23 protein-coding genes and 1 other annotated feature are annotated in these 21,882 nt (G+C 46.3%); of the genes, 22 read left to right on the top strand and 1 reads right to left on the bottom strand.

Translation table 11 applies throughout. The features are described from left to right. Positions 1–25: 25 nt before the first annotated feature. From MKY85_RS20945 to MKY85_RS20875, 15 genes are all read left to right on the top strand, one after another. Positions 26–793 (top strand): FtsQ-type POTRA domain-containing protein, encoded by a 768-nt coding sequence (locus MKY85_RS20945; RefSeq protein ID WP_339235914.1) that lies wholly within the window; start codon positions 26–28, stop codon positions 791–793. Positions 794–1,087: 294 nt separating this feature from the next. Continuing rightward, on the top strand, positions 1,088–2,374 hold the full coding sequence (ftsA, locus tag MKY85_RS20940) for a cell division protein FtsA (protein WP_339235912.1): 1,287 nt from the start codon (positions 1,088–1,090) through the stop codon (positions 2,372–2,374). A 150-nt stretch (positions 2,375–2,524) separates the two neighbouring features. Then, a complete protein-coding gene (gene ftsZ / locus MKY85_RS20935) occupies positions 2,525–3,640 on the top strand; it encodes a cell division protein FtsZ (protein WP_253439311.1) in 1,116 nt (371 codons plus the stop codon). A 261-nt stretch (positions 3,641–3,901) separates the two neighbouring features. Beyond that, positions 3,902–4,882, top strand: coding sequence for a sigma-E processing peptidase SpoIIGA (spoIIGA, locus tag MKY85_RS20930; protein WP_342570676.1), 981 nt, complete (start codon positions 3,902–3,904; stop codon positions 4,880–4,882). Between the two features lie 11 nt (positions 4,883–4,893). Then, the gene (sigE, locus tag MKY85_RS20925; RefSeq protein WP_017687308.1) at positions 4,894–5,616 is read left to right on the top strand and encodes an RNA polymerase sporulation sigma factor SigE; all 723 of its coding nucleotides are present in this window, start codon (positions 4,894–4,896) and stop codon (positions 5,614–5,616) included. Between the two features lie 111 nt (positions 5,617–5,727). Beyond that, the gene (gene sigG / locus MKY85_RS20920; protein WP_017687309.1) at positions 5,728–6,510 is read left to right on the top strand and encodes an RNA polymerase sporulation sigma factor SigG; all 783 of its coding nucleotides are present in this window, start codon (positions 5,728–5,730) and stop codon (positions 6,508–6,510) included. A 174-nt stretch (positions 6,511–6,684) separates the two neighbouring features. Then, on the top strand, positions 6,685–7,077 hold the full coding sequence (locus MKY85_RS20915; protein WP_339235908.1) for a YlmC/YmxH family sporulation protein: 393 nt from the start codon (positions 6,685–6,687) through the stop codon (positions 7,075–7,077). Positions 7,078–7,128: 51 nt separating this feature from the next. Continuing rightward, on the top strand, positions 7,129–8,028 hold the full coding sequence (pgeF, locus tag MKY85_RS20910; protein ID WP_342570675.1) for a peptidoglycan editing factor PgeF: 900 nt from the start codon (positions 7,129–7,131) through the stop codon (positions 8,026–8,028). A gap of 6 nt (positions 8,029–8,034) precedes the next feature. Further along, entirely contained in the window at positions 8,035–8,736 is a 702-nt protein-coding gene (locus MKY85_RS20905) for a YggS family pyridoxal phosphate-dependent enzyme (protein WP_339235904.1), read from the top strand. Continuing rightward, positions 8,727–9,194 (top strand): cell division protein SepF, encoded by a 468-nt coding sequence (locus MKY85_RS20900; RefSeq protein WP_253439303.1) that lies wholly within the window; start codon positions 8,727–8,729, stop codon positions 9,192–9,194. The genes MKY85_RS20905 and MKY85_RS20900 overlap by 10 nt, the downstream gene beginning before the upstream one ends. Positions 9,195–9,210: 16 nt before the next feature. Next, positions 9,211–9,471, top strand: coding sequence for a YggT family protein (locus MKY85_RS20895; RefSeq protein ID WP_090810047.1), 261 nt, complete (start codon positions 9,211–9,213; stop codon positions 9,469–9,471). A gap of 238 nt (positions 9,472–9,709) precedes the next feature. Then, positions 9,710–10,492, top strand: a complete 783-nt coding sequence (locus tag MKY85_RS20890; RefSeq protein WP_339256407.1) for a YlmH/Sll1252 family protein — start codon at positions 9,710–9,712, stop codon at positions 10,490–10,492. 147 nt (positions 10,493–10,639) lie between these two features. Beyond that, complete coding sequence (locus MKY85_RS20885) at positions 10,640–11,149, top strand: DivIVA domain-containing protein (RefSeq protein ID WP_339235898.1); 510 nt, start codon at positions 10,640–10,642, stop codon at positions 11,147–11,149. Between the two features lie 57 nt (positions 11,150–11,206). Then, positions 11,207–11,499: a binding site (T-box leader), on the top strand. A gap of 521 nt (positions 11,500–12,020) precedes the next feature. Next, positions 12,021–15,119, top strand: coding sequence for an isoleucine--tRNA ligase (gene ileS, locus MKY85_RS20880; protein WP_342570674.1), 3,099 nt, complete (start codon positions 12,021–12,023; stop codon positions 15,117–15,119). Between the two features lie 165 nt (positions 15,120–15,284). Then, on the top strand, positions 15,285–15,644 hold the full coding sequence (locus MKY85_RS20875) for a DUF5665 domain-containing protein (protein ID WP_342570673.1): 360 nt from the start codon (positions 15,285–15,287) through the stop codon (positions 15,642–15,644). Between the two features lie 30 nt (positions 15,645–15,674). On the opposite strand, the gene MKY85_RS20870 is transcribed toward MKY85_RS20875, so the two are convergent. Beyond that, positions 15,675–16,412 carry a TraR/DksA C4-type zinc finger protein gene (locus MKY85_RS20870; RefSeq protein WP_339235891.1) on the bottom strand — a complete coding sequence of 246 codons (738 nt, stop codon included), beginning with the start codon at positions 16,410–16,412 and terminating at the stop codon, positions 15,675–15,677. A 221-nt stretch (positions 16,413–16,633) separates the two neighbouring features. Here MKY85_RS20870 and lspA point away from each other — a divergent pair, with 221 nt between their 5' ends. From lspA to MKY85_RS20835, 7 genes are all read left to right on the top strand, one after another. Then, positions 16,634–17,128, top strand: a complete 495-nt coding sequence (gene lspA / locus MKY85_RS20865) for a signal peptidase II (protein ID WP_091028497.1) — start codon at positions 16,634–16,636, stop codon at positions 17,126–17,128. Then, a complete protein-coding gene (locus MKY85_RS20860; protein ID WP_342573443.1) occupies positions 17,112–18,083 on the top strand; it encodes an RluA family pseudouridine synthase in 972 nt (323 codons plus the stop codon). Before lspA ends, MKY85_RS20860 begins: the two co-directional genes overlap by 17 nt. 110 nt (positions 18,084–18,193) lie before the next feature. Beyond that, entirely contained in the window at positions 18,194–19,447 is a 1,254-nt protein-coding gene (locus MKY85_RS20855) for an LL-diaminopimelate aminotransferase (protein ID WP_342570672.1), read from the top strand. Positions 19,448–19,628: 181 nt separating this feature from the next. Further along, the gene (locus tag MKY85_RS20850) at positions 19,629–20,543 is read left to right on the top strand and encodes a decaprenyl-phosphate phosphoribosyltransferase (protein WP_339256403.1); all 915 of its coding nucleotides are present in this window, start codon (positions 19,629–19,631) and stop codon (positions 20,541–20,543) included. Positions 20,544–20,561: 18 nt separating this feature from the next. Then, a complete protein-coding gene (locus MKY85_RS20845; RefSeq protein ID WP_339235886.1) occupies positions 20,562–21,194 on the top strand; it encodes an HAD family hydrolase in 633 nt (210 codons plus the stop codon). After that, positions 21,182–21,511 (top strand): EamA family transporter, encoded by a 330-nt coding sequence (locus tag MKY85_RS20840; RefSeq protein ID WP_017687326.1) that lies wholly within the window; start codon positions 21,182–21,184, stop codon positions 21,509–21,511. Before MKY85_RS20845 ends, MKY85_RS20840 begins: the two co-directional genes overlap by 13 nt. Then, positions 21,498–21,818 (top strand): EamA family transporter, encoded by a 321-nt coding sequence (locus tag MKY85_RS20835; protein WP_339235883.1) that lies wholly within the window; start codon positions 21,498–21,500, stop codon positions 21,816–21,818. The genes MKY85_RS20840 and MKY85_RS20835 overlap by 14 nt, the downstream gene beginning before the upstream one ends. Positions 21,819–21,882 lie beyond the last annotated feature (64 nt).

The raw sequence follows: 21,882 nt of genomic DNA, 5'->3' as shown, positions 1-21,882 counted from the left end.
CCTGAGGCTTTGTGGAGCGCTACTTATGCCTAAAAGTCAAATTCCGGTTCTGAAGAAGAATCGGCCAAAAGGAAACACAAGCCGTAGAATTGTAATTATTCTCTTATTACTATTTATTGTATTGCTCGCTGTATTATTCTTTCGTTCTTCCATGAGTCGGATTTCGGCAATAGAAATTACGGGTAATGTATATACAGCGACTTCAGAGCTACTGGAGAAAAGTGGTCTGAAAGAAGGCGATCAATTTTTTGGGACAAGTACTGCCGAGGTGATTGAGCGTCTCAAGACCAACAAGGCCATTTCAACTGTTACCGTGGACAAGCAATTTCCGGGTATTATCCATATCAAGGTTCAGGAATATGACACCGTTGCGTATGAGCTTGGTTCTGACGGTACACTTAAAGCGATTTTGGCCAGTGGGACAAGCTTGACGGTTCCGGCTACAATTGGTGTTGCTGTGGAGAAGCCCATATTGACTCAATGGAAGGCTGATGATCCACTCAAAGCCAAACTGAGTCAGACACTGGCTAAAATCCCGAATGAATTGACGACGGATATTTCGGAAATTATTCCGAACCCAACGCCTTCATTTCCGGATCAGATTCGGATGTATACCAAATCACAGTTTGAAGTGATTACGACCGTCTCTCTTTTATCGGATAAAGTGGAATATCTAAATCAGGTGATAGAGACCGAACGGCCTGGGAAAATCACCATGCTTGAGGCAGATACCTATGTCCCGTTCATCCCGGATGACCCGGAAGATGATGCTGAGCCAGGAGCAAGCCCTTGACCTTTGCCATGATGAGGCTGTACTGAATATGAAAGCCTAGGCTGGTCGGGGGTTGGGCCCCGTCAGAGCAATGAAACTTGTTCTTTCTGAGATGAAGAAAAAATGATACACTTGAACTTATGGCACATGAGTTGCCTCCTTCTTTTTTCTTCAAGGTTTTATGTCTCGCAACCAGATTTTGACACCCAAAAACATTGTAGAAAAAAGAGGGAAAGCCTGAAGTGTGTTGAATATGTTTTAAGAGTGTTTAAATTCGAACGTAATTTACTATTGGAGTCAGGAGGTGCCACAGACTTGAGCAACAATGACATCATTGTTAGTTTGGACATCGGTACATCCAAAATTCGCGCTATTATTGGGGAAATGAATAATGGAACCTTTAATATTATAGGAGTTGGATCTGCCGACTCGGAGGGAATTCGCAAAGGTGTAATCGTAGATATCGATCAGACGGTGCAGTCGATCCGCAACGCAGTGGATCATGCAGAACGTATGGTGGGTATTCAAATATCCGAAGTGTATGTTGGAATCTCGGGAAATCATATCGGACTGATGAGCAGTCACGGTGTCGTGGCTGTTTCTAACGAGGATCGTGAAATCGGAGAAGAAGACATGGAACGGGTGTTGAAAGCAGCCGAAGTAATTGCAGTTCCGCCGGAACGGGAAATTATTGATGTTGTCGCCAAGCAATATGTTGTAGATGGCTTGGAGGGCATACAGGACCCCCGTGGAATGATTGGTGTTCGTCTGGAAGTTGAAGCAACGATCATTACGGGTGCAAAAACCGCGATACATAATCTTTTGCGCTGCGTGGAAAAAGCGGGTCTGAAAGTAAGCGATCTGGTTCTCATGTCGCTCGGAGCGGGTCAACTGGCTTTGTCCAAAGATGAAAAAACGATGGGTTCAGTGCTTGTGGATATTGGAGCAGGCGCAACAACCATCGCCATTTTTGAAGAAGACAGTCTTGTTGCAACATCAACATTGCCTATTGGTGGGGAATTCGTAACGAATGATATCGCCTATGGCTTACGCACGTTGACGGATCAGGCGGAGAAGGTGAAATTGAAATACGGATGCGCCTGGTTGGATGATGCTGCTGCGGATGTGATGTTCAAAGTAACCCGAATCGGCAGTAATGTAGACAAGGAATTTTCACAGGAGGATCTGGCGGCTATTATTGAACCTAGGGTTCAGGAAATATTCCAGATGATCTCTCAAGAAGTGAAGCGTCTTGGTTACAATGAGCTTCCTGGAGGTTATATACTAACGGGAGGTACGGTCTCTATGCCTGGGGTTCTGCAGGTCGCTCAGCATGAGCTTGCGGCTTCAGTACGAGTTGCAGTTCCGGATTACATTGGTGTGCGTGACCCTGGCTACACAAGCGGAGTCGGCATATTGCACAGTGTAATTCGCAGTTTGCGCATTCGTCCCTCGATCAATAACGGCGGTGGAAATAACAACAATAATAATAATAATAATAAGAAACCGACCAACCGTCCGAAGCCAAATACGGCACAGGAATCGGAGCAAAAACCTGGTCTGTTCGAACGGCTGAAGAATATGTTCAGTGAATTTATATAACAGGTTGGATCCATTTCATACATTCTTGAAGCCGTCTGAATGCGCTGGTACTAACATAAACGCTTTCGTTCGTCGATATATGAAATTGATTCGGTTCAAAGCAAAAATTGGACGGGCCATCCATGCACATTGAGGGGGAGATGGAATAATATGTTGGAATTTGATTTCGAGATGGAGAGCTTGGCTCAAATTAAAGTCATCGGTGTAGGCGGCGGCGGAAGCAATGCAGTCAACCGTATGATTGAAAATGGTGTACAAGGTGTTGAATTTATTACGGTGAACACGGATGCTCAGGCATTACACCTGGCGAAATCCGAGCATAAATTGCAAATCGGTGATAAATTGACTCGTGGTCTTGGCGCTGGCGCCAACCCGGATGTAGGTAAAAAAGCAGCGGAAGAGTCCCGCGATCTGATCATGAACACGTTGAAAGGTGCAGACATGGTATTTGTTACAGCCGGTATGGGCGGTGGTACAGGTACAGGTGCGGCTCCGGTTATTGCTGAAATCGCTAAAGAGTGCGGTGCACTTACAGTGGGTGTCGTAACTCGCCCATTTACATTTGAAGGACGTAAACGTTCCAGCCATGCAGAGCAAGGTATTGAAGCTCTCAAGGAAAAAGTGGACACGCTGATCGTTATTCCGAATGATCGGTTGCTCGAAATTGTAGACAAAAAGACACCGATGCTTGAAGCATTCCGTCAAGCGGATAATGTACTTCGTCAAGCGGTACAAGGTATCTCGGATTTGATCGCTGTACCGGGTCTAATCAACCTTGACTTTGCTGACGTCAAAACGATTATGCATGAACGTGGATCTGCTCTTATGGGGATTGGTGAATCAACAGGTGAGAATCGTGCGGCAGAAGCAGCACGCAAAGCCATTATGAGTCCTTTGCTTGAAACATCCATTGAAGGTGCTCGCGGCGTAATTATGAACATTACGGGTGGCGTTAATCTGTCCCTGTATGAAGTGAACGAAGCGGCAGAGATCGTAACTTCTGCTTCCGATCCGGAAGTAAACATGATCTTTGGTGCCATCATCGATGAAGACTTGAAAGAGGAGATCAAGGTTACAGTTATCGCAACTGGTTTCGAAGACAAACCTGCTCCACCTCCACAAGGACGTAAGCCAGCTCCGGCAACAACGGAGACAACCGATACACGTTCGCCGAATCTGCGTCCGTTCGGAAATCAGCCGAGCAATGATCAGCTGGATATTCCGACATTTTTACGCAATCGTTCACGCAATAATAATAACGATTAATACCCAAATCAAATTATGGATAACCCGGTACTCCTTATGGAGCGACCGGGTTTTTCTGTTTTTTTAAATATCATAGCATACAGCATTGAACAAATTCTGAACAAAAGGGCTGAGCAATTCCGACAAAAAAAGTTGGAAACACACCCCCATGATTAGACAGACTTTGAACAGGGGTCTCCGTATACTTGTGAATATGCTCATGAATATCAGGATATCGGGATACCGGTATTTCGATATGTTGCGCGCAGGCAGGTGAAGAGTTTGGTTGTGTATGTGGATCTTATTTTTTTGACAAACCTGTGTATTGACGGTGCACTCATCGGCATGACCGCCTGGATGCGAAAAACGAAGCTGGTTTGGTGGCGATGGTTACTGTCAGCCATTGTGGGCGCGTTATACGTGGTTATGATGTTTGTACCGGAGTTTGATTTTATGTTCACTTTTTTGATCAAGTTCGGGTTCTCGCTGGTCATGCTTACGATTGCTTTTGGTTTTAAGGGTCTGCAGGCTTTTACGAGGACGCTGGGTACCTTCTATGTGATTAATTTTGTCGCTGCCGGAGGTATTCTGGGTGTGCATTACATGCTTCAGAGCTCCGGTGAGCTGTTTAACGGCATTTGGTTCACGGCTTCTGGCGGGATGTCATTTGATCTGAAGATTGCCTTCTGGTTCACGTTTATCGTATTCTTTGCTGTCCTGTTTGTATTCAAAGCTGTGCAGAGCTCAAAACGGAAAACAGATCGCATGACGACCTATTTGGGTAAAGTTGAGGTCTGCATCGATGAGGTAGTCATTTCTTGTACAGGCCTTCTGGATACGGGCAATCAACTTACAGATCCCTTATCGCGTATGCCAGTCATGGTGATGGAGGTTTCGTTGTGGCAAGACATGTTACCGGCTTCGTGGAAGGGCAGACTCAAGAACGAGGCGCCGGACAACCTTATTATGGAACTTGATCAGGAAAGTTTTCAGTGGCAGGATCGACTGCGGCTAGTGCCCTATCGAGGCATTAACAAAGGCACTGCGTTTATGCTGGCAATGAAGCCGGACCGGGTGAAGGTGACGATGGGGGAAACATGTTATGAGACGACAAGGGTACTCATTGGGCTGGATGGAGGTGTTTTGTCGTCGGATGGGAAATATCAGGCCGTGATTCATCCTGAACTTGTGCAAGACGCTGCTTCTGCGCAGTCTACGGCTCTCTCTGCGGGAGCAACAGAAAAGCCGCTGAATGTGGTATAGGAGGAACGTACATGCTTGTGAAATGGAAACTGGTGGCGCAGCTGCAATATTACCGTCTGTTATTTTTGTTGGGACTCAAAAGTGAAGAGATCTATTATATCGGGGGAAGTGAGGCACTTCCGCCGCCTTTGACAAGGGAAGAAGAAGAATTTTTACTGCAAAAATTATCTTCGGGAGACTCGGCCATTCGCGCGATGCTCATTGAGCGCAATCTGCGTCTGGTGGTATACATCGCACGCAAGTTTGAGAACACAGGAATCAATATTGAAGATCTGGTCTCCATTGGAGCCATCGGACTGATTAAGGCAGTTAATACATTCGACCCGGAAAAGAAAATCAAACTGGCAACCTATGCTTCACGGTGTATCGAAAATGAAATTTTGATGTACCTGAGACGTAATAGTAAGATCCGAACTGAAGTTTCTTTTGATGAACCCCTTAACATTGATTGGGATGGAAATGAACTATTATTATCGGATGTACTGGGTACAGAAAACGATACAATCTATCGGAATATTGAAGAGCAGGTAGACCGAAAACTTTTGCACAAGGCACTGGAAAAATTAACGGAGCGTGAGCGAATGATTATGGAGCTTCGTTTTGGCTTGACGGATGGGGAAGAAAAGACACAAAAGGACGTAGCAGATCTACTTGGAATCTCCCAATCCTACATCTCTCGTCTCGAAAAAAGAATCATTAAAAGACTTCGCAAGGAGTTCAATAAAATGGTCTGAAAACCATCAATGCTCAGAATGGGTATTACTGGCAAGGGTGCCAAGTACGAATAAAAAAGCCTGCCCCGGAGATAATGTACATTAATGTTTCTCCTTGGGAGGTAAATCACGATGACCCGAAACAAAGTCGAGATTTGTGGCGTGGACACCGCAAAATTGCCTGTCCTCACCAACACTGAAATGAGGGAATTGTTTCATTCCCTTCAGCAACACCATGATCGCTCAGCAAGAGAGAAATTAGTGAATGGCAACTTGCGTCTGGTACTCAGTGTCATTCAGCGTTTTAACAATCGGGGGGAGTTTGTCGATGATCTGTTCCAGGTTGGTTGCATCGGCCTGATGAAAGCCATTGATAATTTTGATTTATCCCAGAATGTCAAATTTTCAACCTACGCGGTGCCGATGATTATCGGTGAAATCCGTCGATACCTGCGTGATAATAACCCAATTCGGGTATCTCGCTCCTTGAGGGATATTGCTTACAAAGCACTTCAGGTCCGTGACAGCCTGACGAATAAAAATTCCCGGGAACCGACGATATTCGAAATTGCGGAAGTACTGAATGTGCCGAAGGAAGATGTTGTTTTTGCATTGGACGCCATTCAGGACCCGGTTTCGCTCTTTGAACCGATTTATCATGATGGTGGAGATCCGATCTATGTTATGGATCAGATCAGTGATGACCGAAACAAGGATGTGTCGTGGATCGAGGAAATTGCGCTCCGCGAAGCGATGCATCGTCTCGGCCAACGGGAAAAAATGATTTTGTCCATGCGGTTTTTCGAAGGGAAGACCCAGATGGAAGTAGCTGATGAAATTGGCATTTCCCAGGCACAGGTATCACGTCTGGAGAAATCAGCGATACAACAGATGCAAAAACATGTGAAGTCGTAACACAAGGTAAGGGCAGGAGGACGATCAATCGGGGCTATGTATACCGTTGGTCGTCTTTTTGTGTTAAGCCGTCTCCACATTTGATGAAAAACAGGACATTTTTCGCCCCTGAAACATATATTGTATAGAAGCGTTTGGAACGGAAAGAAGAGGAACAACAGGGGGCGGGAATGAATGAAAGTAAATACGAGCGAAGTGGCGGCACGAGGCATGAAAATCTCGGATTTTCAGACTAAGGATGTCATTAACATTACGGATGGTAAGCGCCTAGGTCAGATCAGTGACTTGGAGCTGGATCTGAAGCAGGGGCGAATTGAAGCGATTGTTGTGCCGGGGTACAGCCGGTTTATGGGACTTTTTGGCGGGGGAACGGATCTGGTGATTCCCTGGAGAAATATCGTAAAGATTGGTTCGGATGTGATTCTTGTGAAGATGGATGAGGTGAAGGAAACCACGTATGACGAGCGTGATCGGGAAGCGCGCCTGTATGACGAACAGCAGCATCTCCGCACGGAGCGTGTGGAACGCATTGAACGATCAGACCGTAATCAGCGTCGAACGATATAAAGGAGACAGAATGTGGCTCATTTGGTACACTGGAAGTGGTGAGGTGAGAGAATGGAACCCTTTGTATTGAATAAGGAATTACTTGAACGGATAGAGAACCCTAATTCAGATTTCGGTTCTGACCCGTTATTATTATATGTTGAGCCCTGGAGACAGCAGTTTGAACAGTTATCGGTCGGATTTACGACAAGACATGGGGGAGTCGGAAGTGTACCCTATGCTACACTTAACTGTGCTTATCATGTGGGGGATGATCCTGAAGTTGTGCTTAACAACCGCAGGCTTGTAACCGGGAAGCTTGGCTATGAAGCGGAGGCCTGGACCTGTGGAGAACAGGTGCATGGCAAACATGTGGCTGTAATTAAAGCTGAAGATCGGAGCAGAGGATTGCTTGATCGTCAGTCGGCGTTGCAGGATACGGATGGATTGGTTACAAATGTGCCGGGTGTGCTGTTGACTTCTTTCTATGCAGACTGTGTCCCGCTTTATTTCTATGACCCTGTGCAACAGGCCGTTGGTCTTGCTCATGCCGGTTGGAAAGGAACAGTCGCAGGTATCGCTGTATCCATGGTGGAGACGATGGAACGGGAGTACGGAAGTCGCAGACAGGAGATTCGAGCTGCAATCGGTCCGTCCATTGGGGATTGCTGTTATGAAGTGGATGAGGCGGTTATGCAGCATGTACGGGTTTGGTTTGATGATTCCCCGGTTAATGATGAATACAAGGATTCTGCTTCTAAAAAAGCATATCGATCCGTAGATAACGGTAAAACGATGTTAAACTTGAAAGAATGTAATCGACACATTATGATGAAAGCAGGAATATTGCCGGATCATATCGAATGTACAACATGGTGTACAAGTTGTCATCCCGAATTATTTTTCTCCTATCGGAAGGAAAATGGTGTTACAGGGCGGATGGCGAGCTGGATTGGGCTGGAAGAGAGGTGACCCTCTGTGTCATTGGAGGAGCGTATACAACAGGTAAATCAGAAGATCGAGGATGCATGTCGGCGCAGTAACCGTCATCGTGATGATGTGAATGTGATTGCAGTCACGAAATATGTCTCACTGGAAACAACGGGATCGGTGCTGAATCATGGTCTTGAGCATATTGGAGAAAATCGATGGCAGGATGCACAGGCCAAATGGGAAGCTTTTGGTCAACAGGGTACCTGGCATTTTATCGGTCATTTGCAGACGAACAAGGTGAAAGACGTGATCGGGAAGTTTCGTTACATACATTCACTCGATCGTTTGTCGTTGGCGAAGGAGTTGGATAAAAAAGCAGCTTCACTTGGCATGCAAGTGGAAACGTTTTTGCAGGTGAATATTTCGGGTGAAGAGAGCAAGTATGGCTTACAGCCTGAACAGGCAAGTTCTTTTTTGCGTGATATTCGTTCGTTCAACAATCTCAAGGTCGTTGGCCTGATGACGATGGCACCTCATGAGGAAGATCCGGAGCTGACGCGTCCTGTATTTCGTGGATTGCGTGAGCTGAGAGATCAATTGAATGGACAGGCCCTTACAGCAGAGCCATTAACTGAGCTGTCGATGGGGATGTCCAATGATTTTGAAGTGGCCATTGAAGAAGGGGCAACCTGGGTACGGCTGGGATCGATTCTCGTAGGAAAAGAGGAGGGTTCACGATGGGCGTAATGAATAAATTTATGAATTTCCTCGGACTTCAGGAAGAGGAAGAGATTGTGGAACGTGAACGGATGGCTTCGCAGGAGGAAAATGAGGCTGAACAGCAGGAAGCTGAAACCTCCAGTCTCGATAAACGTAGAAACCAAAGGGGGAATAATGTGGTGAGCATTCATTCCCAGAAAAATGTTAAAGTTGTCCTGTATGAACCGCGTTCTTATGACGAGGCTCAGGAGATTGCCGACCATCTGCGTTCGCATCGTACCGTTGTGGTAAACCTACAGCGGATACGTCAGGACCAAGCGCTGCGTGTTATAGATTTTTTGAGTGGCACGGTATACGCATTGGGTGGCGGTATTTCCAAAATCGGCGGAAACATTTTTCTCTGCACGCCAGATACGGTTGAAATTCAGGGATCAATTACGGAAATACTGGCTGACAGCGAGCAAGATTATAACAGAATGAGGTGAGCCACTTTTGTATCAGATTGAAAGCGTGCTGTACACGTTATACCAGATTTACTTTTACATGGTCATCGTCTACATATTGATGTCTTGGCTTCCTAATGCGCGGGAAAGCTTCATTGGTGAATGGCTAGGCAAATTTGTGGAGCCATATCTAAGACCATTTCGTCGATTTATCCCACCTTTGTTCGGTGTACTGGATATTTCCCCGATTGTGGCGCTGATCGTTCTGCAACTCGCGCTTAATGGATTGATCTCCATACTTCGGTATTTTGTATATTAGAGGTTGTTCAAAGAGTCCGCTTTTGATTACGAAGGATGCCTAGTGGCATCGTCAGCATCGAATATGGAATTCAGCTGAAATAAGTGGGAGGCTTACGAAGAATGTTTCCTTCGGAAACATTGTGATTGCTCACGTAGTTTTCTCTACGCTCCGCTGCTCCATTTCTAGCTTTATCCCATCTTCTCGGTACTGAAAACCGGTCTTTTTGAACACGGACTATTAGGGTAGGGTGACATAGATGAGCGGTGAAATTTACGAACATTTTAGCCATGATGAGCGAGATTTCGTAGATAAGGCTTCAGATTGGGTTGAGGGTGCAGGCAAGTATCATGAGATGAAGCTAACTGACTTTCTTGACCCAAGACAGGTGTTTATCTTACAAACTCTTGTCAATCGTCGTAATGACGTGCAGATTCGTCTGGATGGTGGTTACGAGGCTGCTGAGCGAAAGCGTGCGCTGGTTGCACCTGATTACATGTATCTGGATGATGAGGATATGGGTATGCAGGTGCTCAGTATCACGTCTGATGATCAGAAAATCTCAGAGCTGGAGCACGGGGACTATATGGGTTCCCTGCTCGGACTTGGGATGAAACGTGGAAAGATCGGGGATATCCAAGTGCTGGAGGACGGTTGCCATACAGTGGTGGCGGCGGAAACCGGCGCTTTTTTATCGCTTCAACTGAATCAGGTGCATCGGTTACATGTGTTCACAGAGTTACTTCCTTTGGAACAGATGCGGTGGTCAGAGAACAAACTGGAGACGATGGACATTACAGTCGCTTCGCTTCGTTTGGATGGAATCTGTGCAGATGTATACCGGCTTAGTCGCAGTAAAGTGTTGGTGCCAATCAAAGCTGGACGCTGTCGTGTAAACTGGAAGGTTGAGGAAGATCCGTCCAAATCACTAAAAGCGGGTGATGTCGTATCCATTCAGGGATTTGGCCGCTTCAAGGTCATTGAACAGGATGGGATGACCAAAAAAGGACGATGCCGAGTGAAAATCGGCAAATTTGCCTGAGTCTGTTGCAGGAAAATCCGCTTTCTTGTCGAAATGTTTATCATAAAGGTGTAGAAAATACGCGGTGTATCCGATATACATTAAGTCAAAGATTTATGCTGCAAACCTTCTCTGGACGGGAAGGAACTTTTACAGGAGGTGGACAGCATGCCATTAACGCCGCTGGACATACACAACAAGGAATTTTCCCGACGTTTGCGCGGGTATGACGAGGATGAAGTCAATGAATTCCTGGATCAAGTCATCAAAGATTACGAAGGCGTCATTCGCGAAAACAAAGAGCTGAGCAATCAGTTGCTGTCCGTTCAGGAAAAGCTGGATCATTTTGCAACGATTGAAGAAACGCTCAGCAAAACAATCATTATTGCGCAGGAAGCTGCTGATGATGTGAAGAATAATGCGAAGAAAGAAGCGCAGTTGATCGTTAAGGAAGCAGAGAAAAATGCAGACCGGATCGTGAACGAAGCGTTGGGTAAATCACGAAAGATTGCTTTGGAAGTAGAGGAACTGAAAAAGCAGGCATCGATCTATCGTGCCCGTTTCCGCACGCTTGTTGAAGCGCAGCTTGAACTGTTGACTCAGGATGGTTGGGAAGTGCTGGAGAGCCGGGAGCAGGAAGTGCGTGACCGTGAGCGGGAGATGAAAGAAATTTATTAGTCTCTCGCCTGGTTGACTTTTGTCTGCAAAGAGGCTATAACTATATTCATAATGAATAGTGATTCCATGACGGGTTCAGTACGTTATGATCTCATCCCTCAGAGAGTTGGTGGTTGGTGCAAACCAATGGATGAGTTATAGCCGAATATCTCCCCGGAGAAGTGACGCTGAAGCGGTGATCGTGATTGCCGTGTGTAAGCCGAACCGTAAGCCGTACGTTATAACGGCACCCTGCGGTAGTTTAGCGGGGCATAAGCGCTGTTGATGACAGAGCATACCCAGGCTTGCCTGGATGTGGTTTGTGATGAACAGAATTAGGGTGGTAACGCGAGTATAGCCTCGTCCCTTTCCAGGGATGGGGCTTTTTTGTGTCCAAAAAAGGCGAACGTCCATGAGGCCCACAGGGACCTCAAGGAGAGAGCCACCCGCCGGGGGAGCGAAGCGCCCGGCACACAGGGTTCGCTAAGGCGAACGTTCATGAGGCCCGAAGGTGCCTCAAGGAGAGAGCCACCCGCCGGGAGAGCGAAGCACCCGGCACACGGGGTTCGCTAAGGCGAACGTTCATGAGGCCCGAAGGTGCCTCAAGGAGAGAGCCGCCCGCCGGGAGAGCGAAGCACCCGGCAACATCCGCCTCGCGCGCGGTAAGGCCATGCGGCGTTCACGCAGGGAACAAGCCGCAAAATGGCCGCCACCACGCACATAAACCCTCGCCCACAAGCGGCGCAACTGTCCCCCAATCGACAAGCCATCCCGGGTGTCCAGAGGGCGGAGCGCCTATGGGGTCCCCCTTGGCAAAGGGGGATTTAGGGGGATTGAAACGCTTTTTGTGGACGGTCCACAATCTTAACCAAAGAAAGGGAAGATGATCACCATGCAACGAGTTGACGTCAAAGAGAAGGCACGTGCCAGAGAATTACGCGTGTTGGATAAATGGAAAACGGAGAATACATTTAGAAGATCCATCGAAAACCGCGAGGGCAAGCCAAACTTTGTATTTTATGAAGGGCCGCCTACAGCGAACGGAAAACCGCATATCGGTCACGTACTGGGACGTGTAATCAAGGATTTCGTTGGTCGTTATAACACGATGAAGGGTTACCGTGTTGTTCGTAAAGCGGGTTGGGATACACACGGCCTGCCCGTAGAACTGGGTGTACAGAAGAAGCTTGGCATCTCCCACAAGTGGGAAATCGAAGATTACGGTGTGGAGAAATTCATTAACGAATGTAAAGCGAGTGTATTCGAGTACGAGCAACAATGGCGTGATCTGACAGAGGGTATCGGATATTGGACAGATATGGATAACCCATATATCACCCTTGATAACAACTACATTGAGAGTGTATGGAACATCCTCGCGACAATCCATGAGAAAGGCCTGCTGTATCGGGGCCATCGTGTGAGCCCGTATTGCCCATCTTGCCAGACGACACTGAGTTCCCATGAGGTTGCACAAGGGTACAAAGACGTCAAAGACCTGAGCGCTACAGCAAAATTCAAGCTGAATGACAGCGGAGAATTCGTGCTTGCTTGGACAACGACACCTTGGACGCTGCCTTCACACGTCGCACTTGCCGTGAATCCGGATATGGACTACTCCCGTGTTCGTCAAGGTGATGAAGTGTACATCATGGCAACGAATTTGGTAGAGAAAGTAATGAAAGATACCAAGGGTGAGTATGAGATCATTGGTGCACTGAAAGGTGCCGATCTGGTTGGCAAAACGTATGATCCTCCGTTCAACTACGTTCAGGCTGAGAAAGCCAACATCATTCTGGGTGCAGGCTTTGTAACGGATGCAAGTGGTACGGGTATCGTACACATGGCTCCTGCCCATGGTGAAGATGACTACCGTGTGTGCCGTGAAAATGGTATCAGCTTTGTGAACATGGTGGACCTGGAAGGTAAATTTGTCGCTGAGGTTACTGACTTTGCCGGACGTTTCGTGAAGGATTGTGATATTGATATCGTGCGATATCTGTCTGAGAATGGACGTTTGTTTAGCAAAGAAAAATATGAACACAGCTATCCATTCTGCTGGCGTTGTGATACACCGCTTTTGTACTATGCAATGGACAGTTGGTTTATCCAAACAACAGCCATCAAGGACCAATTGATTGCCAACAACAGTGAAGTGGATTGGTATCCAGGTCATGTTCGTGAAGGTCGCTTCGGGAAATTCCTTGAGGATCTGGTGGATTGGAACATCAGCCGTGATCGTTATTGGGGAACTCCGCTGAACATCTGGGTGTGCGAGGAGACTGGTGAACAATTTGCTCCACACAGCATTGCAGAATTACGTGCCCGTGCGGTAGGGGATGTGCCTGAGAATCTTGAATTGCATAAACCATATGTGGATGACGTTAAAGTCATGAGCTCTTGTGGCAAATATGAGATGAAACGTACACCGGAAGTGATCGATGTCTGGTTCGACAGCGGCTCCATGCCGTTTGCCCAGCAGCACTATCCATTTGAAAATAAAGAAGTATTCGAACAGCAGTATCCTGCTGATATGATCTGTGAAGGGATTGACCAGACACGTGGCTGGTTCTACAGCTTGCTGGCGGTTTCTACCCTTTTGACAGGCAAAGCGCCTTACAAAGCAGTTATGGCTACAGGACACGTTCTTGATGAGAACGGACAGAAGATGTCCAAATCCAAAGGTAACGTGATCGATCCTTGGGAAGTAATTGAAGAATACGGTACCGATGCATTCCGCTGGGCTTTGTTGTCTGACAGTGCACCGTGGAACAGTAAACGTTTCTCCAAAGGGATCGTAGGCGAAGCAAAATCCAAAATGGTGGATACACTGGTTAACACCCATGCATTCCTGACGCTATATGCTACCATCGATGGATTTGATCCACAGGAGCATCCGTTCCAACTGTCCGCACACAAGCTGGATCGCTGGATTCTGTCGAGGCTGAACAGTCTGATTCTGGTTGTAGAAAAAGCGTTGTTGGTTAACGACTACCTGAACTCCTCCAAAGCGATTGAAGCATTTGTCGATGAGCTGAGTAACTGGTATATCCGTCGTTCCCGTGACCGGTTCTGGGGAAGTGGCCTGACAGAGGATAAACTGGATGCTTACCGCACATTGACTGAGGTATTGGTGACTACTGCAAAACTGGTTGCTCCGTTTACACCGATGCTCGCAGAGGATATCTATCTGAACCTTGCAACAGGCGAGAGTGTGCACATGGAAGATTATCCGGTAGCCAATGAATCTCTAATTGATGCAGGACTGGAACAGGATATGGAGACGGCTCGCCGTGTGGTTGAACTTGCCCGCAACGTTCGTAACGAAACCGGCATCAAGACACGTCAGCCGCTGTCCGAATTGATTGTTTCTCTGGATAAAGGCTTTGACCTGGCAAGTTACGAAGAGATCATCAAGGAAGAGATCAATGTAAAAGGAATCCGTACGGAGCATAACGATGCGGAATTCGTTGACTTTACATTGAAGCTGAACCTCAAAGTTGCTGGTAAGAAATACGGCAAAAACGTAGGATTCCTGCAAAACTTCTTCAAGGGAATGTCAGCCGATGAGACGCGTAAAGTCGTTTCGGAGGGTGTGCTGAACATCGTTTCTCCAGAAGGCGAAGAGCTGCAAGTGACGAGCGAAGAATTATTGGTTGATAAACAGGCCAAATCAGGTTTTGCTTCAGCATCAGGTTACGGTCTGACGGTTGCACTCAATACCGAAATCACCCCAGCATTGGAACAGGAAGGCTGGGTCCGTGAAGTGGTTCGTGCTGTGCAGGATACCCGGAAACGACTGGACCTGCCGATTGAGAAAAGAGTACGTTTGACGCTGGATGTGGATGCATCCCTTCAGGAAGCTATTCAGGCGTTTGATGATGTGTTGCGTGAGAATGTTCTCGTAACCGAAGTGACATTTGGCTCGAATGAGTCCATGGAACGTGTTGAAGCCGGAGGCAAATCGATCGGTATTTACATCGAAGCATAATTCGAAGCATTTTCCATTCAACAGGGAGAGCATATAGAGCATAAACAAACGAGCCGCAGAGGAAGGGACATTTTCCCTGATTCTGGGCTCGTTTGTTTTTTAGGCAAAAAGGAAATGATTCTATAGTGCAGTCAATCTATATTGATCAAAGGAACTGACCAAAACATGAGCGAACATGACAAGCAAACAGCAACGGCGGCTACACCATCAACATCAGATCATCTGAATTCACAAGACAAAATTGAAGAGCTGCATACCCTGACTAACCGTCTGGCGAATGAACTGGAACGTTCACGGATTGCGCAATACACAGAATTGCTGAACAGACCATGGAAATTAATCGGGCTTAACTTGTTGTCTGGAGCCGCACGAGGTGTGGGGATCGCCATTGGTTTTACCTTTTTCGCAGCAACAATTATTTACGTTTTACAGCTACTCGGGGCGCTCAATCTTCCCATAGTTGGAGACTACATCGCTGATATTGTGCGTATTGTCCAGCGTCAGCTTGATATGAACACCTATTAAGCAATTAAGGTGAATGATATTAAATTAAAGTTAGTAAATGTCATCCGTCTCCATATCCGGTTCTAACAGACCCTCGCCCTCACGGTTCTCCAGATACTGGCGATATTGCCGATTGCGCACGATGGATACGTCATGACCATAGATGTCTGTTGCAACGAAGCTTTCGTACGCTTCAACGCAGCCCTCCACTTCATCGGTGGCTTCAATGGCCATAACATCATAGCTGTCGATATCGCGTCCTTCAGCCATGGCTGGTGAGTTCGATGTGCCCCAGCTTTCAACAATCTGCCAGGCGTCCTCACCATCGAAGCCGTTTTGGTCATCACGCTCGTCCAGACTGGTTCGACCGAATGCCGGGGCGAGGAACTCTTCCTCTACAGGGCGGTTTTCGGAGACAACGGTTTCCGGTTGATGTTTTTTGCAGTATTTCGTATAAGGAACAGCTTCCATGCGTTCATAAGGAATGGGTTGCTGGCAGACTGCACATGTACCATAATGTCCTTCTTCGATGGAGTGCAGTGCAGAATCGATTCGCTCCAATTGGAATTCATCATGTTCCAACAGGGAAATATCCTTTTCGCGCTCATACACTTCCGTGGCTAAGTCGCCAGGATGGTTATCAATCGGTGATAGTTCACCTGTCTGTAGTTTAAGGGAGTCTCCAAGGCCATAATGCTCGTTTTCCGACAGTCTATGTTCAATATCGCGCTTATCGGACATCAGTTGGGAACGTAAAAAATGCAGTTGTTCGGCAGTAAAATGTGACATGATTTTCCCCTTTCTGATTTCATGCTGGAATCCGGATGTTGACTCTATTGTAGGATGTGCCATTATGGGCAAGATTACAGAAGGGAAATGTTATCGTTTTTGCCATGAGCATTGCGATGTAGCGCGTCGTGGACGATTTCCAAACAGCTGTGCTACAATAAACAAGTCTGGCGTAAGCCTGGTATCGTTTGGAAAAGACAAGAACGGAGTGACAAACAAACGTGGTGTATTATATCCTCGCTTTTATCGTATTTTTATTGGATCAGGGAACCAAGTATCTGATTGCAACCCGGATGGAACTCAGAGAAGAAATTCCGGTAATCGGCAATTTCTTTGTCATCACATCACATCGTAACTCAGGAGCAGCTTTTGGCATTCTGCAGGACCAGCGTTGGTTCTTTATCGTGGTTACGTTGATTGTGGTCGTTGCCTTGATTTGGTATTTGCAAAAAGTAAAAGATACCCCGCACAAATTGCTGCCTGTGGCGCTTAGTTTGGTGCTTGGTGGAGCAATTGGCAACTTCCTTGACCGGGCATTGACCGGAGAAGTTGTGGATTTTGTACAACTTAATTTTGGAAGTTATACGTTTCCCATTTTTAACATCGCAGACTCGGCAATCTGCATCGGTGTAGCGTTGATCATTGTGGAGACGTTACTTGAAGGACGGCGCGAAAAAGCTGCCGCGAAGATTGAAGGGAATGAACATCATGAGTAATCCGAATAAGGAACAGATTAACGACGAAGAACTAATGAATGGCAATGAACGTATGGAATGGACCGTTGCCGCTGAATATAAAAAAGAACGAATTGACAAATATATTACGGAAGCGGTAGATAACGTATCTCGCTCCCAAGTTCAATTGTGGATCGGAGACGGAATGGTCACGGTAAATGGTGCTGTGGTTAAAGCCAATGCCAAGTTGTCCGAAGGGGATCTGGTCGAGTTACAGATTCCAGAACCAACTGCTGTGGAGATCGTTGCCGAAGAGATTCCACTGGAAGTGGTATATGAAGATAGCGACTTGATCGTGATTAACAAACAGCGTGGTCTTGTGGTGCATCCAGCACCAGGACATACGTCCGGTACCCTCGTTAATGCACTCATGTATCACTGCAATGACCTCTCGGGTATTAATGGGGAGTTGCGCCCTGGTATTGTGCATCGTATCGATAAGGATACATCCGGCCTGATCATGGCTGCCAAGAACGATCGTGCTCATGCATCACTGGCTGCTCAGTTGAAAGACCATACGGTGAATAGACGTTATATTGCGCTCGTGCATGGTCATCTTAACCATGATCAAGGGACCATTGATGCACCAATTGGACGAGATACCAATGACCGCAAAATGTATACGGTCACGGATCGAAACAGTAAACATGCCGTTACGCATTTTACCGTTACAGAGCGCATTAAAGATTACACCTTACTTGAACTGAAACTGGAGACAGGACGTACTCACCAGATTCGGGTTCACATGAAATTTATTGGTCACCCGCTTGTAGGAGATCCAACGTACGGACGGAATAAAGGCATCAAAATGCAAGGACAGGCACTTCATGCGGCCATTCTTGGATTTGTGCATCCAACAACGGGAGAATACCTTGAATTCTCAGCTCCGCTTCCTCAGGATATGGAAGACGTTCTGGCCTCACTACGCAGTCGTTAACCTTTCCAAGAAAGTACAAATGTTCGGATACTTTGTCCATGGCTTTGATCACGCAAATGCTTCATATTAAAGTGTAGAAATTTGCGTCAAATGAGGAGATGAACAACGTTATGAGTATCGATAAATACCAAGAAACTTACATTCAGACTAATTTTGCCGACCGTATCGGTGGCTCCAACTATGGTAAAGACACGAACATTTATAAATTCGAGAAAATCAAACGTGCCAAAGCTTCGGCCAAAAAAGATTTTCCCGATGTGGAACTGATTGACCTTGGTGTAGGTGAACCGGATGAAATGGCAGATGCAGGCATTGTAGCTGCACTTGCTGAAGAAGCTTCCAGACCTGAGAACCGTGGTTATGCCGACAATGGTATTCCTGAATTCAAGGCTGCTGCTGCTTCTTACCTGAAAAACGTATTTAACGTAGAAGGTATCGATGCTGATACTGAAATCGTGCACTCCATTGGTTCCAAACCGGCTTTGGCGATGATGCCTTCATGCTTCATCAATCCGGGTGATGTGACAATCATGACCGTTCCAGGTTACCCAGTTATGGGTACACACACAAAATATCTGGGTGGAGAAGTGTTCAACATTCAATTGACGAAAGAGAACAACTTCCTGCCTGATCTGACGGCTATTCCGGAAGACATCGCAAAGCGTGCGAAGTTGCTCTACCTGAACTACCCGAACAACCCAACAGGCGCAAGCGCAACGGCGGAGTTCTTCACTGAAGTTGTTGAGTGGGCTAAGAAATATAACGTAGTGGTTGTACATGATGCGCCATACGCAGCATTGACGTATGATGGCAAAAAACCGTTCAGCTTCCTGTCCGTACCTGGAGCGAAGGATGTCGGCGTAGAGCTGCACTCTCTATCCAAGTCCTACAACATGACGGGTTGGAGAATCGGATTCGTAGCGGGTAACCCGCTTGTAGTCAAAGCATTCAGCGACGTGAAGGACAACAATGACTCCGGTCAGTTCATCGCGATTCAAAAGGCTGCTGCTTATGGATTGAATCATCCAGAAATTACGGAGAAAATTGCAGAGAAATATTCCCGTCGTCACGACATGCTCGTTGCCGCATTGAACGAACTGGGCTTCCAGGCTGAAAAACCTAAAGGTTCATTCTTCCTGTATGTGGAAGCACCAAAAGGTGTGGTTGGCGGACGTCGCTTTGAATCCGGTGAAGATTTCTCCCAATTCCTGATCCGTGAGAAATTGATCTCATCCGTACCTTGGGATGATGCTGGTAACTTTGTTCGTTTCTCCGTAACCTTTGAAGCTAAAGGTGAAGAAGAAGAGAAACGCGTTATTGCTGAGATCAAACGTCGTCTGAGCGACGTGCAATTCGAATTTTAATTGTAGTACCCTATAGATTAATCATGTGTGAGAACAAAGAGACCGGTAACGGTCTCTTTTTTTATGTTTATATTAGATTTTTTTCATTTACTCCCTTTACAAAATTATACAAGCAACATATGATTAGATCTTTACGTTATTTCTTATATACAGAAGTTGTTTTTGAAGGGAGTTATTACAATTGTTATCATCACGAACGAGTACGGTATCCTCACCGGCTACAGGAACAGGAAGTACAGTGTCAGGATTATTCAGATTGTTAAGACCCAAACAGTGGACTAAAAATCTGCTGTTATTTGCTGCGTTACTATTCTCTTTTGAGGAGATTCGGGCTGAAACCATTCTTGCGACTTTGCTTGGTTTTATTCTATTTAGCTTCGTTGCAGGCTGTGTTTATATTTTAAATGACTTTGTAGATCGGGACAGGGATCGACAGCATCCGGTGAAAAAGTATCGTCCGATGGCTTCTGGGCAGGTAAATCCGAGTCATGCTTTGTTGTTTGGTATTATTCTGTTAATCCTTTCCGTCGGAACGGCCTTCATGATGAACCCTCTATTCGGTGTGTTATGTATTGTTTATTTTCTATTGAATGTATCATATTCGTTTGTGCTGAAACATCTCGTTATCCTGGATATGATGACCATTGCAGCCGGCTTTGTACTTCGTGCCATTGCAGGTGGTGTACTGATCCATGTACCATTCACACCGTGGTTTTTGATCTGTACCATGCTGTTGTCATTGTTTTTGGCCATTGGCAAACGCAGAAATGAACTTACGCTACTTGAGGGGAATACGGGATCGCACCGTAAGGTTTTAGACAACTACTCCATTACGTTGCTGGATCAATTCAATACGATTGTGACGACAGCTACGATTATCAGCTACTCTCTATTCACATTCACTTCAGACCGGACCATCCATCTCATGTGGACCATTCCACTGGTCATTTACGGCATGTTCCGTTATCTGTATCTGATCCACATGAAGAACCAGGGAGGCTCACCCGATCGCGTACTGTTTGAGGACAAGCCCATATTAATTACGGTGATTTTGTATGTGATCAGTGTTGTTACCATTTTTACTATCTTTGAATAAAGGCTGAGGGGGATCAGGGTGAAAAGCACGAAAGTCGCAATTTTTGATATTGATAAAACAATTATACGCAGTGATTCCATGTTTCAATTTGTGCACTACGGTGTTCGCCGTTACCCGTGGCAGGTATGGAGATTACCTGTCATCGCATTACATACTGTTTTATTCAAGGCAGGCATCATGACTGTTGAACAAGTCAAACGATCCTACTTTCAAGAAATTGAGCGTATGACTGAAAAAGATCTCGAACATTTCTTCGATACCCGATTGCGTACGTCCATTTTTGCCGAGGCCAGTGTAGAGATGCAGCATCGCAAAGAAGCAGGGTATCACGTCTTACTGGTAACTGCATCTCCGCATGCCTATATGAAATACTTTAAAAACTTTCCCTGGGTGGATCATGTCATTGGAACTGAGCTTGTCCGTCATGCGAATGGTTACACATGCAGAATTGATGGCAGCAATTGCAAAGGGGAAGAGAAGGTACGCCGAATTCAGGCTTATCTGAGTGAGAAAAATATGGTCATTGACTATGACCAGTCATGTTCCTACTCGGACTCCTTATCGGACCTTCCAGTCATGCAGCTAGTGAGTCAACGATACTTTATTAACAAGCGTGTTCCGGACATGGAGGCATTAACGTGGGGGAAATAAAATCGCGTCATACCGGTAAATGGTTGATGCTCGTCTCCGCATTTCTGACAGCAACGGGTCAATTGTTCTGGAAATGGGGACTAACCGAGTGGATTTACCTTGGTGTTGGTTTTCTGTGTTATGGACTTGGAGCGATTTTGATGATTAAAGCTTTTGCTCTGGAAAAACTCTCTGTTGCTTATCCTCTGATGTGTGCCAGCTACGTATTTGCCTTAATCTATGGATATTTTTTGCTTGGGGAAGAAATTACGGTGCAGAAGCTGGCAGCAGTTGTGTTGCTTGGAATCGGGGTGACATTAACCAGTGTTGATCGATAGCTGGATGGTTGCCGTTTTAGTTGTCATGACATTGTGTGGTGCACTGGGCGGGGCTGGACTGAAGGCTTATGCATCTAGTCGCAATCGTCTGCATGTACTCATGGGACTCGGATTCTACGGAACCGGTGCGTTGCTGAATATTGTATTGTTGAAGTTTCTCCCATTAACCGTAGTACTGCCTGCCAACGCATTAACCTATGTTTGGACTCTGATCATTGCGATGCTGGTATTTAAAGAGGCAGTGGGGCCTTTACGCTGGATTGGCGTGGCGTGTATTATGGGTGGCTTATGTTTATTGGTGTTCTAATTTGAACTATCCATTATATACACGAACACTGCGATGACAGAATAACCTTCCAATCGCTCAAATT

The organism is Paenibacillus sp. FSL R5-0749, assembly GCF_038595085.1.
Taxonomy (GTDB): Bacteria; Bacillota; Bacilli; order Paenibacillales; family Paenibacillaceae; genus Paenibacillus.
This window is presented reverse-complemented; position numbering and strand designations above follow the sequence as displayed.

Bases quoted from the DNA above. Each gene is read 5' to 3' on its own strand.
- MKY85_RS20915 (WP_339235908.1), top strand. From the start codon at position 6,685: ATGAAAGTAAATACGAGCGAAGTGGCGGCACGAGGCATGAAAATCTCG.
- MKY85_RS20870 (WP_339235891.1), bottom strand. From the start codon at position 16,412: ATGTCACATTTTACTGCCGAACAACTGCATTTTTTACGTTCCCAACTG.
- sigE (WP_017687308.1), top strand. From the start codon at position 4,894: ATGCTTGTGAAATGGAAACTGGTGGCGCAGCTGCAATATTACCGTCTG.
- ftsZ (WP_253439311.1), top strand. From the start codon at position 2,525: ATGTTGGAATTTGATTTCGAGATGGAGAGCTTGGCTCAAATTAAAGTC.
- MKY85_RS20890 (WP_339256407.1), top strand. From the start codon at position 9,710: ATGAGCGGTGAAATTTACGAACATTTTAGCCATGATGAGCGAGATTTC.
- MKY85_RS20900 (WP_253439303.1), top strand. From the start codon at position 8,727: ATGGGCGTAATGAATAAATTTATGAATTTCCTCGGACTTCAGGAAGAG.
- MKY85_RS20860 (WP_342573443.1), top strand. From the start codon at position 17,112: ATGAACATCATGAGTAATCCGAATAAGGAACAGATTAACGACGAAGAA.
- pgeF (WP_342570675.1), top strand. From the start codon at position 7,129: ATGGAACCCTTTGTATTGAATAAGGAATTACTTGAACGGATAGAGAAC.
- sigG (WP_017687309.1), top strand. From the start codon at position 5,728: ATGACCCGAAACAAAGTCGAGATTTGTGGCGTGGACACCGCAAAATTG.
- MKY85_RS20855 (WP_342570672.1), top strand. From the start codon at position 18,194: ATGAGTATCGATAAATACCAAGAAACTTACATTCAGACTAATTTTGCC.
- MKY85_RS20875 (WP_342570673.1), top strand. From the start codon at position 15,285: ATGAGCGAACATGACAAGCAAACAGCAACGGCGGCTACACCATCAACA.
- ileS (WP_342570674.1), top strand. From the start codon at position 12,021: ATGCAACGAGTTGACGTCAAAGAGAAGGCACGTGCCAGAGAATTACGC.
- MKY85_RS20885 (WP_339235898.1), top strand. From the start codon at position 10,640: ATGCCATTAACGCCGCTGGACATACACAACAAGGAATTTTCCCGACGT.
- MKY85_RS20945 (WP_339235914.1), top strand. From the start codon at position 26: ATGCCTAAAAGTCAAATTCCGGTTCTGAAGAAGAATCGGCCAAAAGGA.